At 72.9% G+C, this 15,608-nt stretch carries 13 protein-coding genes and 1 tRNA gene; 6 read left to right on the top strand and 8 right to left on the bottom strand.

The window, feature by feature from the left end; translation table 11 throughout:
* Nucleotides 1-89 precede the first annotated feature (89 nt).
* From CFLA_RS10275 to CFLA_RS10260, 4 genes are all read right to left on the bottom strand, one after another.
* A complete protein-coding gene (locus tag CFLA_RS10275; protein ID WP_013117258.1) occupies nt 90-1,562 on the bottom strand; it encodes a DUF3375 domain-containing protein in 1,473 nt (490 codons plus the stop codon).
* Between the two features lie 115 nt (nt 1,563-1,677).
* Complete coding sequence (locus CFLA_RS10270) at nt 1,678-2,457, bottom strand: hypothetical protein (protein ID WP_013117257.1); 780 nt, start codon at nt 2,455-2,457, stop codon at nt 1,678-1,680.
* Nucleotides 2,458-2,648: 191 nt separating this feature from the next.
* Nucleotides 2,649-3,470, bottom strand: a complete 822-nt coding sequence (locus CFLA_RS10265; protein ID WP_013117256.1) for a hypothetical protein — start codon at nt 3,468-3,470, stop codon at nt 2,649-2,651.
* 586 nt (nt 3,471-4,056) lie between these two features.
* Nucleotides 4,057-4,139, bottom strand: a tRNA-Leu gene (locus tag CFLA_RS10260).
* 198 nt (nt 4,140-4,337) lie between these two features.
* Here CFLA_RS10260 and CFLA_RS10255 point away from each other — a divergent pair.
* The 5 genes from CFLA_RS10255 (at nt 4,338) to CFLA_RS10235 (ending at nt 11,352) form a co-directional block, all read left to right on the top strand.
* Nucleotides 4,338-5,534 carry an AI-2E family transporter gene (locus CFLA_RS10255; RefSeq protein ID WP_013117255.1) on the top strand — a complete coding sequence of 399 codons (1,197 nt, stop codon included), beginning with the start codon at nt 4,338-4,340 and terminating at the stop codon, nt 5,532-5,534.
* 41 nt (nt 5,535-5,575) lie between these two features.
* Complete coding sequence (locus CFLA_RS10250; RefSeq protein WP_148234338.1) at nt 5,576-6,520, top strand: PaaX family transcriptional regulator; 945 nt, start codon at nt 5,576-5,578, stop codon at nt 6,518-6,520.
* A gap of 154 nt (nt 6,521-6,674) precedes the next feature.
* Nucleotides 6,675-8,945, top strand: a complete 2,271-nt coding sequence (locus CFLA_RS21195) for an endo-1,4-beta-xylanase (RefSeq protein WP_013117253.1) — start codon at nt 6,675-6,677, stop codon at nt 8,943-8,945.
* Nucleotides 8,946-9,106: 161 nt separating this feature from the next.
* Nucleotides 9,107-10,363, top strand: a complete 1,257-nt coding sequence (gene dinB / locus CFLA_RS10240; RefSeq protein ID WP_043600457.1) for a DNA polymerase IV — start codon at nt 9,107-9,109, stop codon at nt 10,361-10,363.
* A 191-nt stretch (nt 10,364-10,554) separates the two neighbouring features.
* Nucleotides 10,555-11,352 carry an alpha/beta fold hydrolase gene (locus CFLA_RS10235; RefSeq protein WP_013117251.1) on the top strand — a complete coding sequence of 266 codons (798 nt, stop codon included), beginning with the start codon at nt 10,555-10,557 and terminating at the stop codon, nt 11,350-11,352.
* A 4-nt stretch (nt 11,353-11,356) separates the two neighbouring features.
* Here CFLA_RS10235 and CFLA_RS10230 read toward each other — a convergent pair whose 3' ends face one another.
* The 4 genes from CFLA_RS10230 to CFLA_RS10215 all read right to left on the bottom strand — a co-directional run bounded on the left by CFLA_RS10230 (nt 11,357) and on the right by CFLA_RS10215 (nt 14,300).
* Nucleotides 11,357-12,121 (bottom strand): metallophosphoesterase family protein, encoded by a 765-nt coding sequence (locus CFLA_RS10230; RefSeq protein WP_013117250.1) that lies wholly within the window; start codon nt 12,119-12,121, stop codon nt 11,357-11,359.
* 41 nt (nt 12,122-12,162) lie between these two features.
* Nucleotides 12,163-12,807, bottom strand: coding sequence for an alpha/beta fold hydrolase (locus CFLA_RS10225; RefSeq protein ID WP_245530229.1), 645 nt, complete (start codon nt 12,805-12,807; stop codon nt 12,163-12,165).
* A gap of 200 nt (nt 12,808-13,007) precedes the next feature.
* Nucleotides 13,008-13,781, bottom strand: coding sequence for a fructosamine kinase family protein (locus CFLA_RS10220; RefSeq protein ID WP_013117248.1), 774 nt, complete (start codon nt 13,779-13,781; stop codon nt 13,008-13,010).
* A 3-nt stretch (nt 13,782-13,784) separates the two neighbouring features.
* Complete coding sequence (locus CFLA_RS10215; RefSeq protein ID WP_013117247.1) at nt 13,785-14,300, bottom strand: Lrp/AsnC family transcriptional regulator; 516 nt, start codon at nt 14,298-14,300, stop codon at nt 13,785-13,787.
* Between the two features lie 131 nt (nt 14,301-14,431).
* Between CFLA_RS10215 and ald the strand changes: the two genes are divergently transcribed.
* Nucleotides 14,432-15,574: an alanine dehydrogenase gene (gene ald, locus CFLA_RS10210; protein ID WP_013117246.1), complete on the top strand. Its 1,143-nt coding sequence runs from the start codon at nt 14,432-14,434 to the stop codon at nt 15,572-15,574.
* Nucleotides 15,575-15,608: the final 34 nt, after the last annotated feature.

Raw genomic sequence — 15,608 nt, 5'->3', positions numbered from 1 at the left:
CGACGGGCGCGATGAAGGCGTCCGCGCGCGCGTCTCCCGGGCTCGTCGCGTCGTCGGTGCCGGTGACGACGTCCGTCACGACGTCGGTCTCAGTCATCCGATCCGTCCTTCGTCCTCGTGGTCGCCGCGCCGAACGCGAACCGGCGGCGGGAACCGTCGGGCCGGACCGCGTCGACGAACGCCAGCTCGTCGCTCTCCGTCATGCCGCGCTGGTGCGCGATCTCCAGCAGGCCCAGCAGGTCCACGGGGCGGCGCAGGTGCTCCGGCGCGCTGCGGAACGCCGCGGCCAGGTCGACCGCGGGGGAGTCCGCCCCCAGCTCCCGCAGGTGCATCTCCAGGTCCGCGTAGTGCGGGCCGCCCCAGGCGCGCGCGTCGCCGTCGGTGACGTCCGCGTCGTCGTCCCACTCCACGAGTGCGTCCGGCGCGCGCGGCGGGCGCAGGTCACCCGGTGTCTGGCGCAGGTGCTCGACGCCCGCGACGGGCAGCCGCCGCAACGGTGCGACCGCCTGGCCGCGCCGCGAGTCCGGCAGCCACGTCTGCAGGCCGGTCATGACGTCGCGCAGCAGGTCGTCCACCTGCCGGTCGCGCAGCGGGTCGTGGTGCCGGACCTGGCCCGTGATCACGTACGACGCCTCGCGCTGCGCGGCGAACACCTGGTCGAGCCCCTGCTCGATGCGCCGGACGACCTCGCGCAGCTCGGTGCGCTGCGCGGCGGGCAGGCGAGCGGAGAAGCGGTGCCGCAGCACGGTGTCGAGCTGGGTGGCGAGCTCGTCGAGGCGCTGGGGGTCGCCCAGCAGACGCAGCGCACCGGCGAACGCGCGGCCCTCCGGCGTGGCGTCCATGACCTGCTCGCCACGGCGCAGGTACTCGCGCAGCACGTCCCCGGTCGGCCGCTGGTCCTGCCGCAGCGCCGTGACCACGTCGCGCTGCATGGCCTTGATCGACTCGGCGACGCGTGCGAAGTCGGCGGGCAGCTCGCGCACGAGGTGCAGGACGTTCTCCGCCTCCTCGAGCAGCTCCTCGTCGTCGACCTCCTCGACCACCCCGGTGCGCTCGAGCCGCGCGATCTCCGCCTGCAGCCGCTTCACCTCGGTGTCGAGGCGTGCGATGCGCACCATGACGTCGGGGTCGGCGTCGAGCGCGAGCCGCTCGACGGCCTCCAGCAGCGTGCGCACGCGCGACTGCGACACCCGGGCGCGCGCGCCGCCGGCGCGTCCGGCGACCTCGAGCGCGCCGACGGCGTGCGCCGACAGGCGGTACACCTCGACGTCGTCCTCGACGACCTGGCGCACGAGCCACCCGGCGTCCGCCCACTGCCGGCACAGGTCACGCGGGCCGCCGACGGGCAGATCGTCCCCGTGACCTGCGGCGCGGAGCTGCTCGAGCGCGTCGCCGACCTCCGTGTGCGCGTCCGCGACCGGCACGGTGGGTCGCTCGGACGTGAACACGAGCGACAGCAGCGCGACCACGAGCGGGGCGTGCCGCTTGTGCAGCAGGTCGAGCATGGGGTTGCGGAACGCCCGGACCGCGCCCAGGTACGCCCCTTCGACTCGAGTGATCATCGCCCGACAGCGTAGGTGGCCCGGGGCGGTGCCCGGGGCGCGACACCGCCGGCGGGTGCCGTGCGGACCGGGCCGGCCCACGCCCGGGTGCTGCGTGGACCGACCCGGCCGGTCGTCAGAAGCTCAGCGTGGTGGTCTTCGTCGCGGTCTGGTAGGTGTTCCCCGGGTAGAACGTGCCGCCCTGGACCGTGACCGACACCGTGCTGATGCCGTAGCCGGACTGCAGGGTCCCGGTGAACGTCTGGCACCCCTGGTAGCTGACGTAGTGCGTGGCGATCGCAGTGCCGGCCGACAGCTGCACGAACGCGTTCGGGTAGGTGTTCTGGCCGCACAGGCGAACGGAGTACGACGCGGTGCTGACGCCGCGCGTCGCCGTGACGGAGCCCTGTGCGTTGCCGAGCGACAGGGAGTTGTTGCTGCCGCCGCGCGCGGTGACGTCGAACGACCGCGTCGTCTCGACGGCGGGCGGCAGCGTCGGCGACGAGCCGAGCCAGACCGTCGTGTCCTTCGTGTAGGTCGTGTGCGAGCTGCCGACGAAGGTCGACCCTGCGAGAGTCACGGTCGCCGAGGAGATCGCGTACGTGGAGGTCAGCGTGCCGGTGAACGACTCGCAGCGGCCCGAGCCGGCGTAGTGGCTGGCGGTGGCCGTCCCTGCCTTGATCGTCACCCGCGTGTTCGGGTAGGTGCTCTGGCCGCACACGTTCACGGTGTACGTCGCCGTGGTGCCGTTCGCGTCGATGGTGCCGTTCGTGCTGCCGAGCGCGTTGCCGTTGCCGCTCACGGACAGGTTGAACGAGGTAGCGGCCGCGTGGGACGCCGTGGCGGGCAGAGCAGCGGCCCCGGCGGCGAGCAGCACGGTGGTCAGCACGCGCACGGCGCGGTGTGTTCTCAGCATGTGCATCTTCTCCTGACGTCGGTGTCCGGAATCTCCGGCGCAAGGGATCACATCAGTGTCCGGTGCGTGCGGTCACGGTGCGTTCCGGCGGAACATTCCGCGGCACGGAGAAATGGACGTGCGACCAGGAGCGGATTCGTCGGCGCGACCGCGCGCGAGGTCGAGAATGCCCTCGCGCGCGGCCGGCGACGTCAGAAGTACAGCGAGCGGGTCTTGGTGTACGTGGTGTACGTGTTGGCGGGGTAGAACGTGGAGCCCGAGACCGTGACGGTCGCGCCGCTGATGCCGTGCGTCGAGCGCAGGGTGCCGGTGAACGTCTGGCACGCCTGGTAGTACACGGTGTGCGTGACCGTCGCGCTGCCGGCGACGATCTTCACGTTGGAGCTCGGGTAGGTGCTCTGCCCGCAGAGGTTGACGGAGTACGTCGCCGTCGTGGCGCCGCGCGTCGCGGTGACGGAGCCGACGGCCCGGCCGAGCGCGATCGAGTTGTTCGCCCCGCCCGTGGCCGTCACGTCGAACGTGCGCGTCGCCTGCGTGGGGCTCGGTGTGGGCCTCGGCGTCGGCGGCGGGGAGGTGGGGAAGAAGAGCTGCTGGGTCGAGGTGTACGTGGTGTGGGTGTTGCCGGGGTAGAACGTGCTCCCGCTGAGCGTGACGGAGCCGGTCGTGACCGCGGTCGACGACGTCACCGTCCCCGTCACCGTCTCGCAGGCGGAAGGGCTGACCCAGTGCGACGCGGTGCCGGTCCCCACGTTGATGGTCACCCTCGTGTTGGGGTACGTGCTCTGGCCGCACAGCGTGAGCGCGTACGTGACGCTCGTGCCCCCGGCGGTGCCGGTGACCGTGCCGCTCGCGGTGCCGAGCGCGATGCTGTGGTTGCTGCCGCCCTTGACGGCGAGCGAGACCGTGTTCGTGGCCGCCTGGGCGGCGGTCACGGGGAGCAGCGCGCCGCTCGCGGCGATGAGGCCCGCTGCCAGCAGGAACCGCAGGGTGCGGGTGGGTCGGGGTGTCGCCATGGTCGTCTCCTGACGTCGTTGTCGGAAATGCCCGGTGGCGGGATGACAGCAGAGCGCGGCGTGGCGCGTCCACGGGTGCCTTCGCACGCGTTTCCTGGTATTGCGTGCCCTGCACGAGCACTCTTTTCACCCGCTCCGTCCATGGGGCGGACAATTCCTGGACGGTCGCCCAAGAAAATGCGGGACGGCGCCGTCCGGTGCACCAGGGGCACGCGCGCTGCCGGCGGTGATCGGGACGGACGGGTCGGTGAACGGGTGTGCAGGTGCGTGGCCCCCGAAGAACTGTCGCCACGTGAGCGCAGACGAGGTCAGAGGCGTGCACGGGATGTGCCTGGTCGCGTCACCCGTGCCGGGCGCGATGCGGGCGCCGCTCGCGGACGAGGCGCGTCGGTGACATCTCGACCCTCGCGCCCGGGCCGCGGCACGGTGTGCCCGGCACCGGCACCGGCGCTGGTTCCGGCGCTGGTTCCGGCGCTGGTTCCGGCGCTGGTTCCGCATGCGCGGCGGTGCGCTCGCCCCCGGGACGACGAAACCCCCGACACCGCGTCACCGCAGGTCGGGGGTCCGTCGTCGCTGTCTCAACGAGTGTCCGGAGGGGGACTTGAACCCCCACGCCCTTGCGGGCACTAGCACCTCAAGCTAGCGCGTCTGCCATTCCGCCACCCGGACAGGTGGTCGTCGAGAGGTCGTTCCCGGCCCCTCGGCGCGGCAGAGAACATATCACGGGCGAGGCGCGGTTCCCGCATCGACAGCCTGTGCCGCACACCCGCCGCCCCTGCGCCGCTGGACTGCGGAGGGTCGCCGCGCACCCGCACGTGCCGAGGGGCAGACTGCACGTGACGGCACGGGCGGGCGGAGGTCGGCGCGATGAGCGAGGTGTCCGAAGGGCGGTCGACCGGCGTCGCGTCCGCGTCGGCGCGCAAGGTCGCCGGCGGGCGCCGGAACCCGGCGGTGACCGGGCGCGACGACCTGGCGCCCCGGTGGCTGCACCGGTCCGCGGGCGTCGCGTGGCGGCTGCTCGTCGTGCTCGCGGCCGTCGTCGTCGTGTTCTACGCGACGTCCCGCGTGACTCTGGTGTTCGTCGCCGTGTTCCTCGCGCTCGTGTTCACCGCCGTCCTGCGCCCGCTCGTCGAGGTCATGTCGCGCGTGATGCCCCGCGGCCTGGCCACCGCGTTCTCCCTGCTCGCTGGGATCCTGTTCTTCCTCGGCATGCTCACGTACGTCGGCTACTCGATCGCGACGCAGTGGAACGACCTCAGCACGCAGTTCGCGGACGGCATCAACCAGATCACCGACTTCCTCGAGAGCGGGTCGCTGCCGTTCACGATCACCAGCGAGCAGATCGCCGAGTGGATCGACACGGCGCTGGCCTGGGTGCAGGAGCACGCGGGCGACCTCGCCGGGCAGGCGGCCGCCAGTGCCGGCTCCGTGGTGGTCGGCTTCACCGCGGTGGCCCTGGCGATCTTCTGCTCGGTGTTCTTCCTGGCCCGCGGCGCACAGCTGTGGACGTGGTTCCTCAACCAGCTCCCGGCGCGCACCCGCGCCACGTGGCAGGTCGCCGGTGGCGCCGGGTGGTACACGTTCTCGGGGTACACCCGCGGCACTGTCATCATCGCGCTCGTCGACGGCGTGCTGGCGTTCCTCCTGCTCAGCGTGCTCCGGGTCCCGCTCGCAGCGCCGCTCGCGGTGCTCGTGCTCATCGGCGCGTTCATCCCGCTGGTCGGTGCGCCCGGCGCGATGATCGTCGCGATGATCGTCGCACTGGCTGCCAACGGGCTGTGGTCGGCGGTCGCCGTGGGCGTCGGCATCGCGCTCATCGGGCAGCTCGAGGGGCACGTGCTCCAGCCGCTCATCATGGGCAAGCAGGTGTCGCTGCACCCGGTGGTGGTCGCGCTCGCGGTCACGGCGGGCACGCTCACGGCAGGGATCCTCGGGGCGGTCATCTCGGTGCCGCTCGTCGCCGTGGCGTGGGCCGTCTTCTCCCGGCTGCGGACGCTCGACCCACCGATGGAGGAGGACGAGGACGAGGTCACCGACGCCGAACAGGGTGCCGATGCCCGCTGAGAGCGGACCCGCGGTCGTGCCCGTTTCGCTAGGTTGACGTCGTGACGCGCAGAGACGGCGGTGTCGTGGACACCCCCCGGGTGCAGAGCGGGCCGAGCCCGCAGCACCTGCTCGCCACCGTCCTGGGGGAGTACTTCGACTCGTCGGACGCACGTCCGCCGGCGGCGGCGCTCGCGGCGGTGCTGGGCGAGTTCGGCATCAGCCCCGGCAGCGCGCGCGCAGCGCTCGCGCGTCTCGTGCGACGCGGCCTCGTGGCGACCGAGGGTCGGGGGCGGGCGGCGACCTACCACGTGCGTCCGGACGTGATCGCGCACCACCAGGCCGTCATGCACGCCTTCCTGTCGTTCGGCGCGTCGCCGCGCCCGTGGGACGGCCAGTGGCTGGTCGTCTCCTACTCGCTGCCGGAGTCCGGTCAGCCGCAGCGGCACGCGGTGCGCAAGACGCTCGGTGCGCGCGGGTTCGCGCGGTTGTACGACAGCGTGTGGATCAGCCCGTCGTTCGACGCCGGTGCTGTCCGCGAGGAGCTGCGGGCACTGCTGGCGGCGGTCCCCGGGGCCCGCTGGTCGGTCATGCGCGCTCGGTTCGACGAGGACCCGGACTCCCTGGGGCCGGCGGCCGCGTACGACCTCGACGGTCTGGCGGCGTCGTACCGCGCGTTCGTCGAGGAGTACGCCGGACTGCGCGACGACGTGCGCGCCGACCGGGTCGGCCCGGCACGGGCGCTCGTGGCGCGCCTGAGCGTGATGGACGCCTGGCGCACCTTCGCCGACACGGACCCCGACCTGCCGGAGCACCTGCTGCCCGCGTCATGGCCGCGTGCCGAGGCGCGCGAGACCTTCCTCGAGGTGCACACCGCACTGGGTCCGTACGCCCAGGAGCGGCTGGTCGAGCTCATGACGCCGTACTGGCCGGAGGCGTCGGTCTGGGTCACGCACTTCGTCGCGGCGGTCGACCCGTTGTCGCCGCCGCGCGGCGGACGTCGCTGAGCGGCGGCGGGTCGCTGCCGAGGCCGGAGGTCGTCGGTCAGGAGGACGTCGGAAACGATTAGGTCGGCAGTCTGGGGCGGCCTGCTTCTCGACATATGTCGTGACTGCCGTAACGGTATGGGTGCAGAAGCCCCACACCTCTGGAGGAAGCCCCATGAGACGCACCATCGGACGGGCGGCGCTGGTCGCCGCGGTGTCGCTCGGCGCACTGGTCGGTGCCGCCGCTCTGACGCCTGCGGCCGCAGCGCCGAGCGGGTCGGGCCCGAACCCCGCCGACTACTCCACCACCGGCGCCCTGCCCAACCACACGATCTACAAGCCGGTGAACCTTCCGTCGCAGCGCATGCCCATCGTGGTGTGGTCCAACGGTGCGTGCTCGGCGGACGGCACGTCGGCGCAGAACTTCCTCAAGGAGATCGCCTCCTGGGGCTTCCTCGTCGTCTCCAACGGCCGCCCCAACGGAAGTGGCAGCTCGAACTCCACGTGGCTGACGCAGGCCATGGACTGGGCCGTGGCCCAGAACTCGAACAGCAGCAGCGACCTGTACAACAGGCTCGACACCAGCAAGATCGGTGTCGCCGGCTTCTCGTGCGGCGGCATCGAGGCCTACGCGGTCTCCGGTGACCCGCGCGTCACGACGACCGGCATCTTCAGCAGCGGTCTGCTGAACGACGCGGACGACTACCAGCTGCGCCGTCTCGACCACCCGATCGCCTACATCATCGGTGGCCAGAGCGACATCGCGTACCCCAACGCGATGGACGACTGGGGCAAGCTGCCGCAGGGCCTGCCCGCCTTCATGGGCAACCTCAACGTCGGTCACGGCGGTACGTACCACGAGACCAACGGCGGGGCCTTCGGCTTCGCGGCCCAGCAGTGGTTCCGGTGGCAGCTCAAGGGCGACACGACGGCGGCGCAGACGTTCGTCGGTCAGAACTGCGGCCTGTGCCGCAACGGCTGGCAGGTTCAGCAGAAGAACCTCACGGTGACCCAGCCGACGCAGTCGCCGACGCCGTCGCCGACCCCCTCGCCGACGCAGAGCACCCCGCCGGTCCAGACGCCCACCCCGACGCCGACGCAGACGATCCCGTCGTCCCAGCCCGGCGCGACGCTGCAGGCCGCGGCGGCCCGCACGGGCCGGTACTTCGGTGTGGCCCTGGCGGCGGGCAAGCTCAACGACTCGACCTACACGACCATCGCGAACCGTGAGTTCAACATGGTGACGGCCGAGAACGAGATGAAGATGGACGCCACGGAGCCGAACCAGAACCAGTTCAACTTCTCCCAGGGCGACCGGATCCTGAACTGGGCGACGCAGAACGGCAAGCAGGTGCGTGGGCACGCGCTGGCGTGGCACTCCCAGCAGCCGGGCTGGATGCAGAACATGTCCGGCACGCAGCTGCGCAACGCGATGCTCAACCACGTCACGCGGGTCGCGACGTACTACAAGGGCAAGATCCACAGCTGGGACGTGGTGAACGAGGCGTTCGCCGACGGCAACGGCGGTGCGCGTCGTGACTCGAACCTGCAGCGCACCGGTGACGACTGGATCGAGGCCGCGTTCCGCGCCGCGCGCGCCGCGGACCCGGGCGCCAAGCTCTGCTACAACGACTACAACACCGACAACTGGACGTGGGACAAGACCCAGGCCGTCTACCGCATGGTCCGTGACTTCAAGTCGCGCGGCGTGCCGATCGACTGCGTGGGTTTCCAGTCGCACTTCAACGCCCAGTCGGCGTACAACAGCAACTACCGCACGACGCTGTCGAGCTTCGCCGCCCTGGGTGTCGAGGTGCAGATCACCGAGCTGGACATCGAGGGCTCGGGTCAGCAGCAGGCGCAGACGTACGCGAACGTCGTGAACGACTGCCTCGCCGTGCCGGCCTGCAAGGGCATCACGGTCTGGGGTGTGCGTGACTCCGACTCGTGGCGCTCGTACGGCACCCCGCTGCTGTTCGACAACTCGGGCAACAAGAAGGAGGCCTACACGGCCACCCTCAACGCCCTGAACGCCGCGGCGCCGGTCCCGACGCAGGAGCCGACGCAGACGCCGACGCAGGAGCCGACGCAGACGCAGGAGCCGACGCAGACGCCGACGGTCACCCCGACGCAGGACCCGGGCCAGGGCTCGGGTGCGTGCACCGCGACCTACACGGTCGCGAACCAGTGGGGTGAGGGCTTCGTCGCCGACGTCACGGTCACGGCCAACCAGGACCTCACCGGATGGAAGGTGAGCATCCAGCTCCCCGGCGGTGCCGGGGTCTCGCAGACCTGGAACGGGACGCGAGGGAGCGCCAGCACCGGCCTCGTCACTGTGGCGAACGCCGGCTGGAACGGTCGTGTCGCAGCTGGTCAGAGCACCAGCTTCGGCTTCCAGGGGACCGGCAACGGGGCGGGCGCGACCGTCTCGTGCGAGGCCGCCTGACGACCGGAAGGACCGGGTGAGGCGCGGCGGGCCACGGGGGCGGCCCGCCGCGCCGTACCGGGCACGACGCGGCGGGCTGCGGGGGTGGCCCGCCGCGTCACTCCTCCGCGCAGGGGGCGGAGGAGTCACGGTCGAACACCTGTTCGACTAGCATGAGGCGCATGCCCGGCGCGACGATCCTGCACGCCGACCTCGATGCGTTCTACGCGTCGGTCGAGCAGCTGCTGGACCCGCGCCTGCGTGGCCGACCCATCGCGGTCGGGGGCAGTGCCGCGGGCGGCGTCGTCCTCGCCGCGTCGTACGAGGCCAAGCGCTACGGGGTCTCCGGGGGGATGCCCGGCTGGCGGGCCGCACGACTGTGCCCGGGCCTGCAGTTCGTCCCCGGGCGCTTCCGGGAGTACCAGCCGATCGCCGACAGGGTCATGGACGTCCTGGGTGACGTGACCCCGGTGGTGGAGCGGATCTCGATCGACGAGGCGTTCCTCGACGTCGCCGGCTCGACCCACCTCTTCGGCACGCCGGCGCAGATCGCGGTGCTGCTGCGGCGCCGCGTGCGCGACGAGATCGGCCTGCCGATCTCGGTCGGGGTCGCCCGCACCAAGCACCTCGCCAAGATCGCGTCGCAGGTCGCCAAGCCCGACGGCCTCGTGGTCGTCGAGCCCGAGCGCGAGCGGGAGTTCCTCGAGCCGCTGCCGGTCGGTCTCATGTGGGGCGTGGGGCCCGTCGCGCGGGCGCGGCTCGCCGAGCGGGGCATCACGACCATCGGCGAGCTGGCGCGCACACCGACGGGCGCGGTCGAGAAGATCCTCGGGCACGCCGTCGGGTCGCGGATGTCCGCGCTGGCGCACAACGAGGACCCGCGTCGGGTCGCCGGGGCGGGTCGTGCCCGGTCGGTGGGGGCGCAGTCGGCCCTCGGCCGGCAGCAGGCGACGCCCGAGCTCGTGCGCGAGGTGCTCGCCCAGCTCGCCGACCGCGTCGCGGGCCGCATGCGTGCCAAGGGGCGCGCGGGGCGCACGGTCACCGTGCGCGTGCGGTTCCCCGGCATGCGCTCGGTCACGCGCTCGCACACGCTTCCCGGGCCGGTCGCCACGACGCTCACCCTCACCGAGGTCGCCGAGCAGCTCGTGTGGCAGGCGATCCGCGAGCAGCCGCACCCCGAGCCCGACGTGACCCTGCTCGCGATCTCCGTGTCGGGCCTGGTCGAGCAGTCCTCGCTGCAGCTCGAGCTGCCGCTGCTCACCGCCGACCCACGTCGCCCGGGATCGGCGCCGGGTGCGGCCCGCTGGGCGGTCGACCGCTCGGTCGACGCGGTGCGTGCGCGCTTCGGCAACGCCGCGGTGGGCTACCTGCCGACCGCCATGCCACGCGTGCGCACGGTGCCGGACGAGTTCCGCGAGCTCGCGGAGCACGACCTGTGAGGGGGTCGAGCGGTGAGGCGCACCGCCTCCGCCGGTGGCAGCCGACCCGGTCGGTGGCCGACGCCCGGGGAGGACCGGGTGGGGGACCGTGCGCGACCACCGCCGAGATGCCCCGGGGCGCTCACCCACGGGTGCGTGCCGCGGTGTCGTGGGCGGATCCGCCGTCGGCGGCGCAGCTAGGCTCGGTCGTCGTGAGCAGCGTGCCGACGACCCTGAGCAGCACGACCGTGGGCGACGCCGGTGCGTCGGTCGTCTTCCTGCACGGCCTGTTCGGCCAGGGGCGCAACTTCACGCAGATCGCCAAGTCGCTCGTCCCCGAGCACCGCTCGCTGCTGGTGGACCTCCCGGACCACGGCCGGTCGGCGTGGACGCAGCGGTTCGACTACCCGTCCGTCGCCGACCTCGTCGCGGACCACCTGCGCGCGGGGTTCGCCGCCGACGGCCCCGTGGACGTCGTGGGCCACTCGATGGGCGGCAAGGTCGCGATGCTGCTGGCGTTGCGTCACCCGGACCTCGTGGACCGGCTCGTCGTCGCCGACATCGCGCCGGCGGCCGGCGGTGCGGTGAGCGAGTTCGCGTACCTGCTCGACAGCCTGGCGGCACTCGACCTCTCGACGCTCGCGCGGCGCGGCGAGGCCGACGAGCGGCTCGCGGGGCGCATCGGCGACGCGCGCGTGCGCGGCTTCCTGCTGCAGAACCTGCGGGCCGACGGCGACGGCTTCCGTTGGCAGGCGAACCTCGACCTGCTGCGACGCGACCTCGAGGCGATCGGTGGGTTCCCGGACGTCGGCGGCGCCACGTTCGAGCGGCCCGTGCTGTGGGTCGCCGGGGACCGTTCGGACTACATCCGCCCCGAGCACGGCCCCGCGATGCGCGCGCTGTTCCCGCGCACGACGCTCGTGACGCTCAAGGGCGCCGGCCACTGGGTGCACTCCGAGCAGCCGGAGGCGTTCGTGTCCGTGCTGCGCACCTTCCTGGGTGCCGGCTGACGCGTCACACGTCGTCGGCGCGCAGCCCTTGCTCGGCGTGCAGGCCGCGGTAGACCGCCGTGCGCAGCTCGATCGCGTACTTCTCGAGCTGGGGCATGCCCAGGTCGCGCGCGACCGCGATCTCCGCCTCGACGTCGTACGGGACACGCACGACCTGGAGAGCGAACGGCGCCGACGCGTCACCTCCGGGTTCGCCCTCGAGCACGACGTACGCCGCGGTCGGTTCGTCGAGGGCGTTGCCGACACTGCCCACGTTGAACAGCGTGCGCCCCTCGAACACCTCGACGTAGGTGTCGTGGATGTCGCCGTAGCCGACCATGGTCGGCTCCGGGCCTTCGCCCGTGAGCTCGGTCGCGGCGAACATGCCCGCGAACTCCTCGGGCGTGTGGTGGAACCGGACACGCACGTGGACGCTCGCCGCCGACGCGTGCAGCAGACGGATGCGGCGGCCGCTGAGCTCGATGTGGTGGACGAGCGGCAGGTCGAGCAGCCACGCGTGGTCGTCGTCCGTGAGCTCGTCGTGCCACCACTGCAGGGCCTCGTCGCGGTCCGTCTCGGGGCGCGGCAGGAAGTCGTCCCAGTTGCCGCGCACCGTGAGCGCGCATCGCTCGCGGCTACGGGCGATCGCCGCGGAACCGCGCGGGCCCTTGCCGACGACGTCGCCGAGATTCAGCACGGTCGTGATGCCGCGCGCGTCGATGTCGCGCAGCACCGCGTCGAACGCCGTCATGTTGCCGTGCACGTCGGACAGGACCGCGACGCGCTCCATGCCGTGCCCCCTTCCACCGGTGTCCGGCGAGGGTAGCGGGTTCAGCCGCGGACGCGGTGGGGGTGCGCGGAGGCCGCGAGCTCGTGCAGCGCGTCGAGCAGCACGCGGTTGAACGCGGCCGGGGCGTGGGAGTTCACGTCGTGCCCGGCCCGCGGCACCACCGTCACCCGCAGGCCCGGCAGTGCGCGGCGGTAGCGGTGCTCGTCCAGGCGCAACGGGTCGCGCTGTCCGTTGACGACCCACACCGGCAGCAGCAGCCGCCGCAGGTCGCGCAGCGGCGAGTACCCGGCCAGCGCGGCGAGCATGTCGGTGACGACGTGCCACGTGCCCTGGCCCAGGCCGAGCCAGCGCGTGACGTGCGTCGACGCGCGGCGGTACAGGTGCAGCGGCTTGCCCTTGATCTCGGTGGAGCAGCCGGCGAGCACGACGCCGGCGAGCCGGTCCTCGTGCCGGCTCGCGTAGGCGAGCGAGACGTACCCGCCGAGCGACAGGCCGACGAGCAGCGGCGGCGACGGGCACGCGGCGACTGCCTCGTCGATCGCGGCGAGCGCGCCCTCGAGCGTGAACCGCTCGTCGCTGCGGCTGCCGTGCCCGGGCAGGTCGATCGCGAACGTGGCGTGGCCGCCGTGGCGCAGCGCGGCGACCTGGGCGTGCCAGATCTCCGACGACGTCCGGGTGCCGTGCACGAGCACGATGGGCCTGTTGATGGGTCGACCTCCTGGCGGGGGGCTGTGGCGTCCTGATGATCGTCGGCACCCGTGTGCCGGTTCTGGAGCGCCGCGTGAGGTTAACCCGCGGACCTGGGAGGCGGGCGCGGTCGCTCTGGTCCCTCACGAAGCCCTCACACCCACGGTGCGCTCGCCGGGGTGAGGCCGCGACCTGAGCGTCAGCCGACGAGGTCGTGCAGCAGCCGCCGGGTCTGTGCGACGTACCCGCCGCCGAAGAGCAGGGCGTGCACGGCGACGGGGTGGAGCTGGTGCAGCCCCACGCGGTGCTGCCACCCTCGGTGCAGCGGATGGACCTCCTGGTAGCCGGCGAGCACGTCGCCCAGGTGCGGCAGCCCGAACAGCGCGAGCATCGCCAGGTCGGTCTCGCGGTGCCCGCCGTGCGCGGCGGGGTCGACGAGGGTCGCGCCGTCGGCCGTCCACACGACGTTGCCGGTCCACAGGTCGCCGTGCAGCCGTGCGGGGGCGTCGCCGTCGTCCCACCGGCCGGTGTGCAGCTGAGCCACCAGGCGGTCGAACGCGGCGTCGTCGTCAGCCGTGGTCAGGGCGGCGTCGCGCATCGCGGTGGCCACGGGCGCGACGCGGCAGTCGGCGAGGAACGCTCCCCAGGACCCGTACCGCCCGGCGCGCATCACCGACGGCGCGGCCAGGGGCCCGAACCAGCCGTCGCCCTCCCACCCGTCCGGCGGAGCGCCGAACGCCTCGGCGCCCGCGTCGTGCGTGCGCGCGAGCGCCGCACCGAACGCGTGGGCAGCCTCGCGGTCCGGTGTGACGGGTCGCAGCCGCACGAGGTCGAGGTGATCCTCGCCGACGTCGAGCACCTCGACGACACGTGCCCCGCCGGCGTCCGCGAGCCAGCGCAGACCCGCGGCCTCGCACGCGAAGAACCCCGCGGGCGCGTCGCGCCGCGCCTTGCGGTGCACGGGGAAGGCCACGCGTCACACCGCCGTCGTCGGGGCGTGCAGGTGCTCGAACACGAGGCTCGTCTGCGTGTGCGCCACCTCGCGCCGGGCGCTGAGGTGCTCGACGACGAACGCACGCAGCGCTCGCGAGTCGTGCACGGCCACGTGCAGCAGGATGTCCTCCGACCCGCCGAGCAGGTACACGTCGCGGACCTCGGGCCGTGCCGCGAGCGCGTGCGCGAACGCCCCGAGCTGAGGGCGGGCACCGGCCTGCAGCCGCACCGCGATGACCGCCTGCAGCCCGCGCCCGACGGCCTCGGGGTCGACGTCGGCGTGGAAGCCGCGCAGGACGCCCCGGGTGCGCAGCGCGGCCACCCGGGTGTGGCACGTGGACGGCGCCACACCCACCCGTTCGGCGAGGTCCTTGTTGGAGATCCGGCCGTCGCGCTCGAGCTCGCGCAGGAGCGCACGGTCGAGGTCGTCGAGACCGCCGAAGGTGCTTCGGCGGGCACCCCCCGTGAGCGCGTCGTGGGACGAACGATCGTCGGACATGGGCCGACCCTACCGAAGCGCATCCCGTCGTCATGCGTTCGCAACACACGAACTTCACACTCGACAACAACGCCTCTTCCGCGTCCGTCCCGGCCACTCCCCGCTTCGCGCCCTGACAAGGAGCCTTCGCCATGCAGGTCGGCATCCCGTGCGAGACCAAGAACCGCGAGTACCGCGTCGCCCTGACCCCGGCCGGTGCCCAGCACCTCGTCGCCGCCGGTCACGAGGTGCTCGTCGAGACCGGCGCGGGCACCGGCTCCGCGATCTCCGACGACGACTACCGCGCCGCCGGCGCCCGGATCGTCCCCACCGCCGCGGACGCCTGGTCCGCGGAGCTGGTCTGCAAGGTCAAGGAACCCGTCGCCGCCGAGTACGGCCACCTGCGCGACGACCTCACGCTGTTCACCTACCTGCACCTGGCCGCCGACCGCGCCGCCACCGACGCCCTGCTCGCGGCGGGCACCACGTCGATCGCCTACGAGACCGTGCAGCTCGCCGACGGCTCACTGCCCCTGCTGGCGCCCATGAGCGAGGTGGCGGGTCGGCTCGCCACCCAGGTCGGCGCCTACCACCTCATGCGCAACGAGGGCGGGCGCGGTGTCCTTCTGGGTGGCGTCCCCGGAGTCGACGGCGCCAAGGTCGTCGTCCTCGGCGGCGGGGTCGTCGGCACCCACGCCGCGCAGATCGCCGTCGGCATGCGCGCCGACGTCACGGTGCTCGACCTGTCCCTGCCGCGGCTGCGCCAGCTCGACGAGGCGTTCGGCGGTCGCGTGCGCACCGTCGCCTCGTCCGCGTGGGCGGTCGAGCACGAGCTCCTCGACGCCGACCTGGTCATCGGGGCGGTCCTGCTGCCCGGCGCCCGCGCGCCGCGCCTCGTCAGCAACGACCTCGTCGCACGCCTGCGCGAGGGGTCCGTGCTCGTCGACGTCGCGGTCGACCAGGGCGGCTGCTTCGAGGACACCCGACCCACGACCCACGACGAGCCGACGTACCGTGTGCACGGCTCGGTCCTCTACTGCGTCGCCAACATGCCCGGTGCCGTGCCCGTCACCTCGACGCGTGCCCTGACCAACGCGACCCTGCCGTACCTCGCGGCGCTCGCGGGCTCCGGCTGGCGCGCCGCCGTGGCGGCCGACCCCGCGCTGGTGGGCGGGCTGACGACGCACGACGGACGCCTCCTCAACGCCGCCGTCGCGCAGGCCCACGGGTACGCGTGGACGGCGCCGGCCGAGGTCCTGGCCGGGTCCACGGGCGCGGTGCGCCGAGCGGGCTGACGCGACGGCCCGGTCACCGGTGGACGGCCGCCGC

This window comes from Cellulomonas flavigena DSM 20109 (assembly GCF_000092865.1).
In the GTDB taxonomy this organism is placed as follows: domain Bacteria; phylum Actinomycetota; class Actinomycetes; order Actinomycetales; family Cellulomonadaceae; genus Cellulomonas; species Cellulomonas flavigena.
Note: the sequence above shows the minus strand (reverse complement) of the source record. Positions and strands in the feature narration are given on the sequence as shown.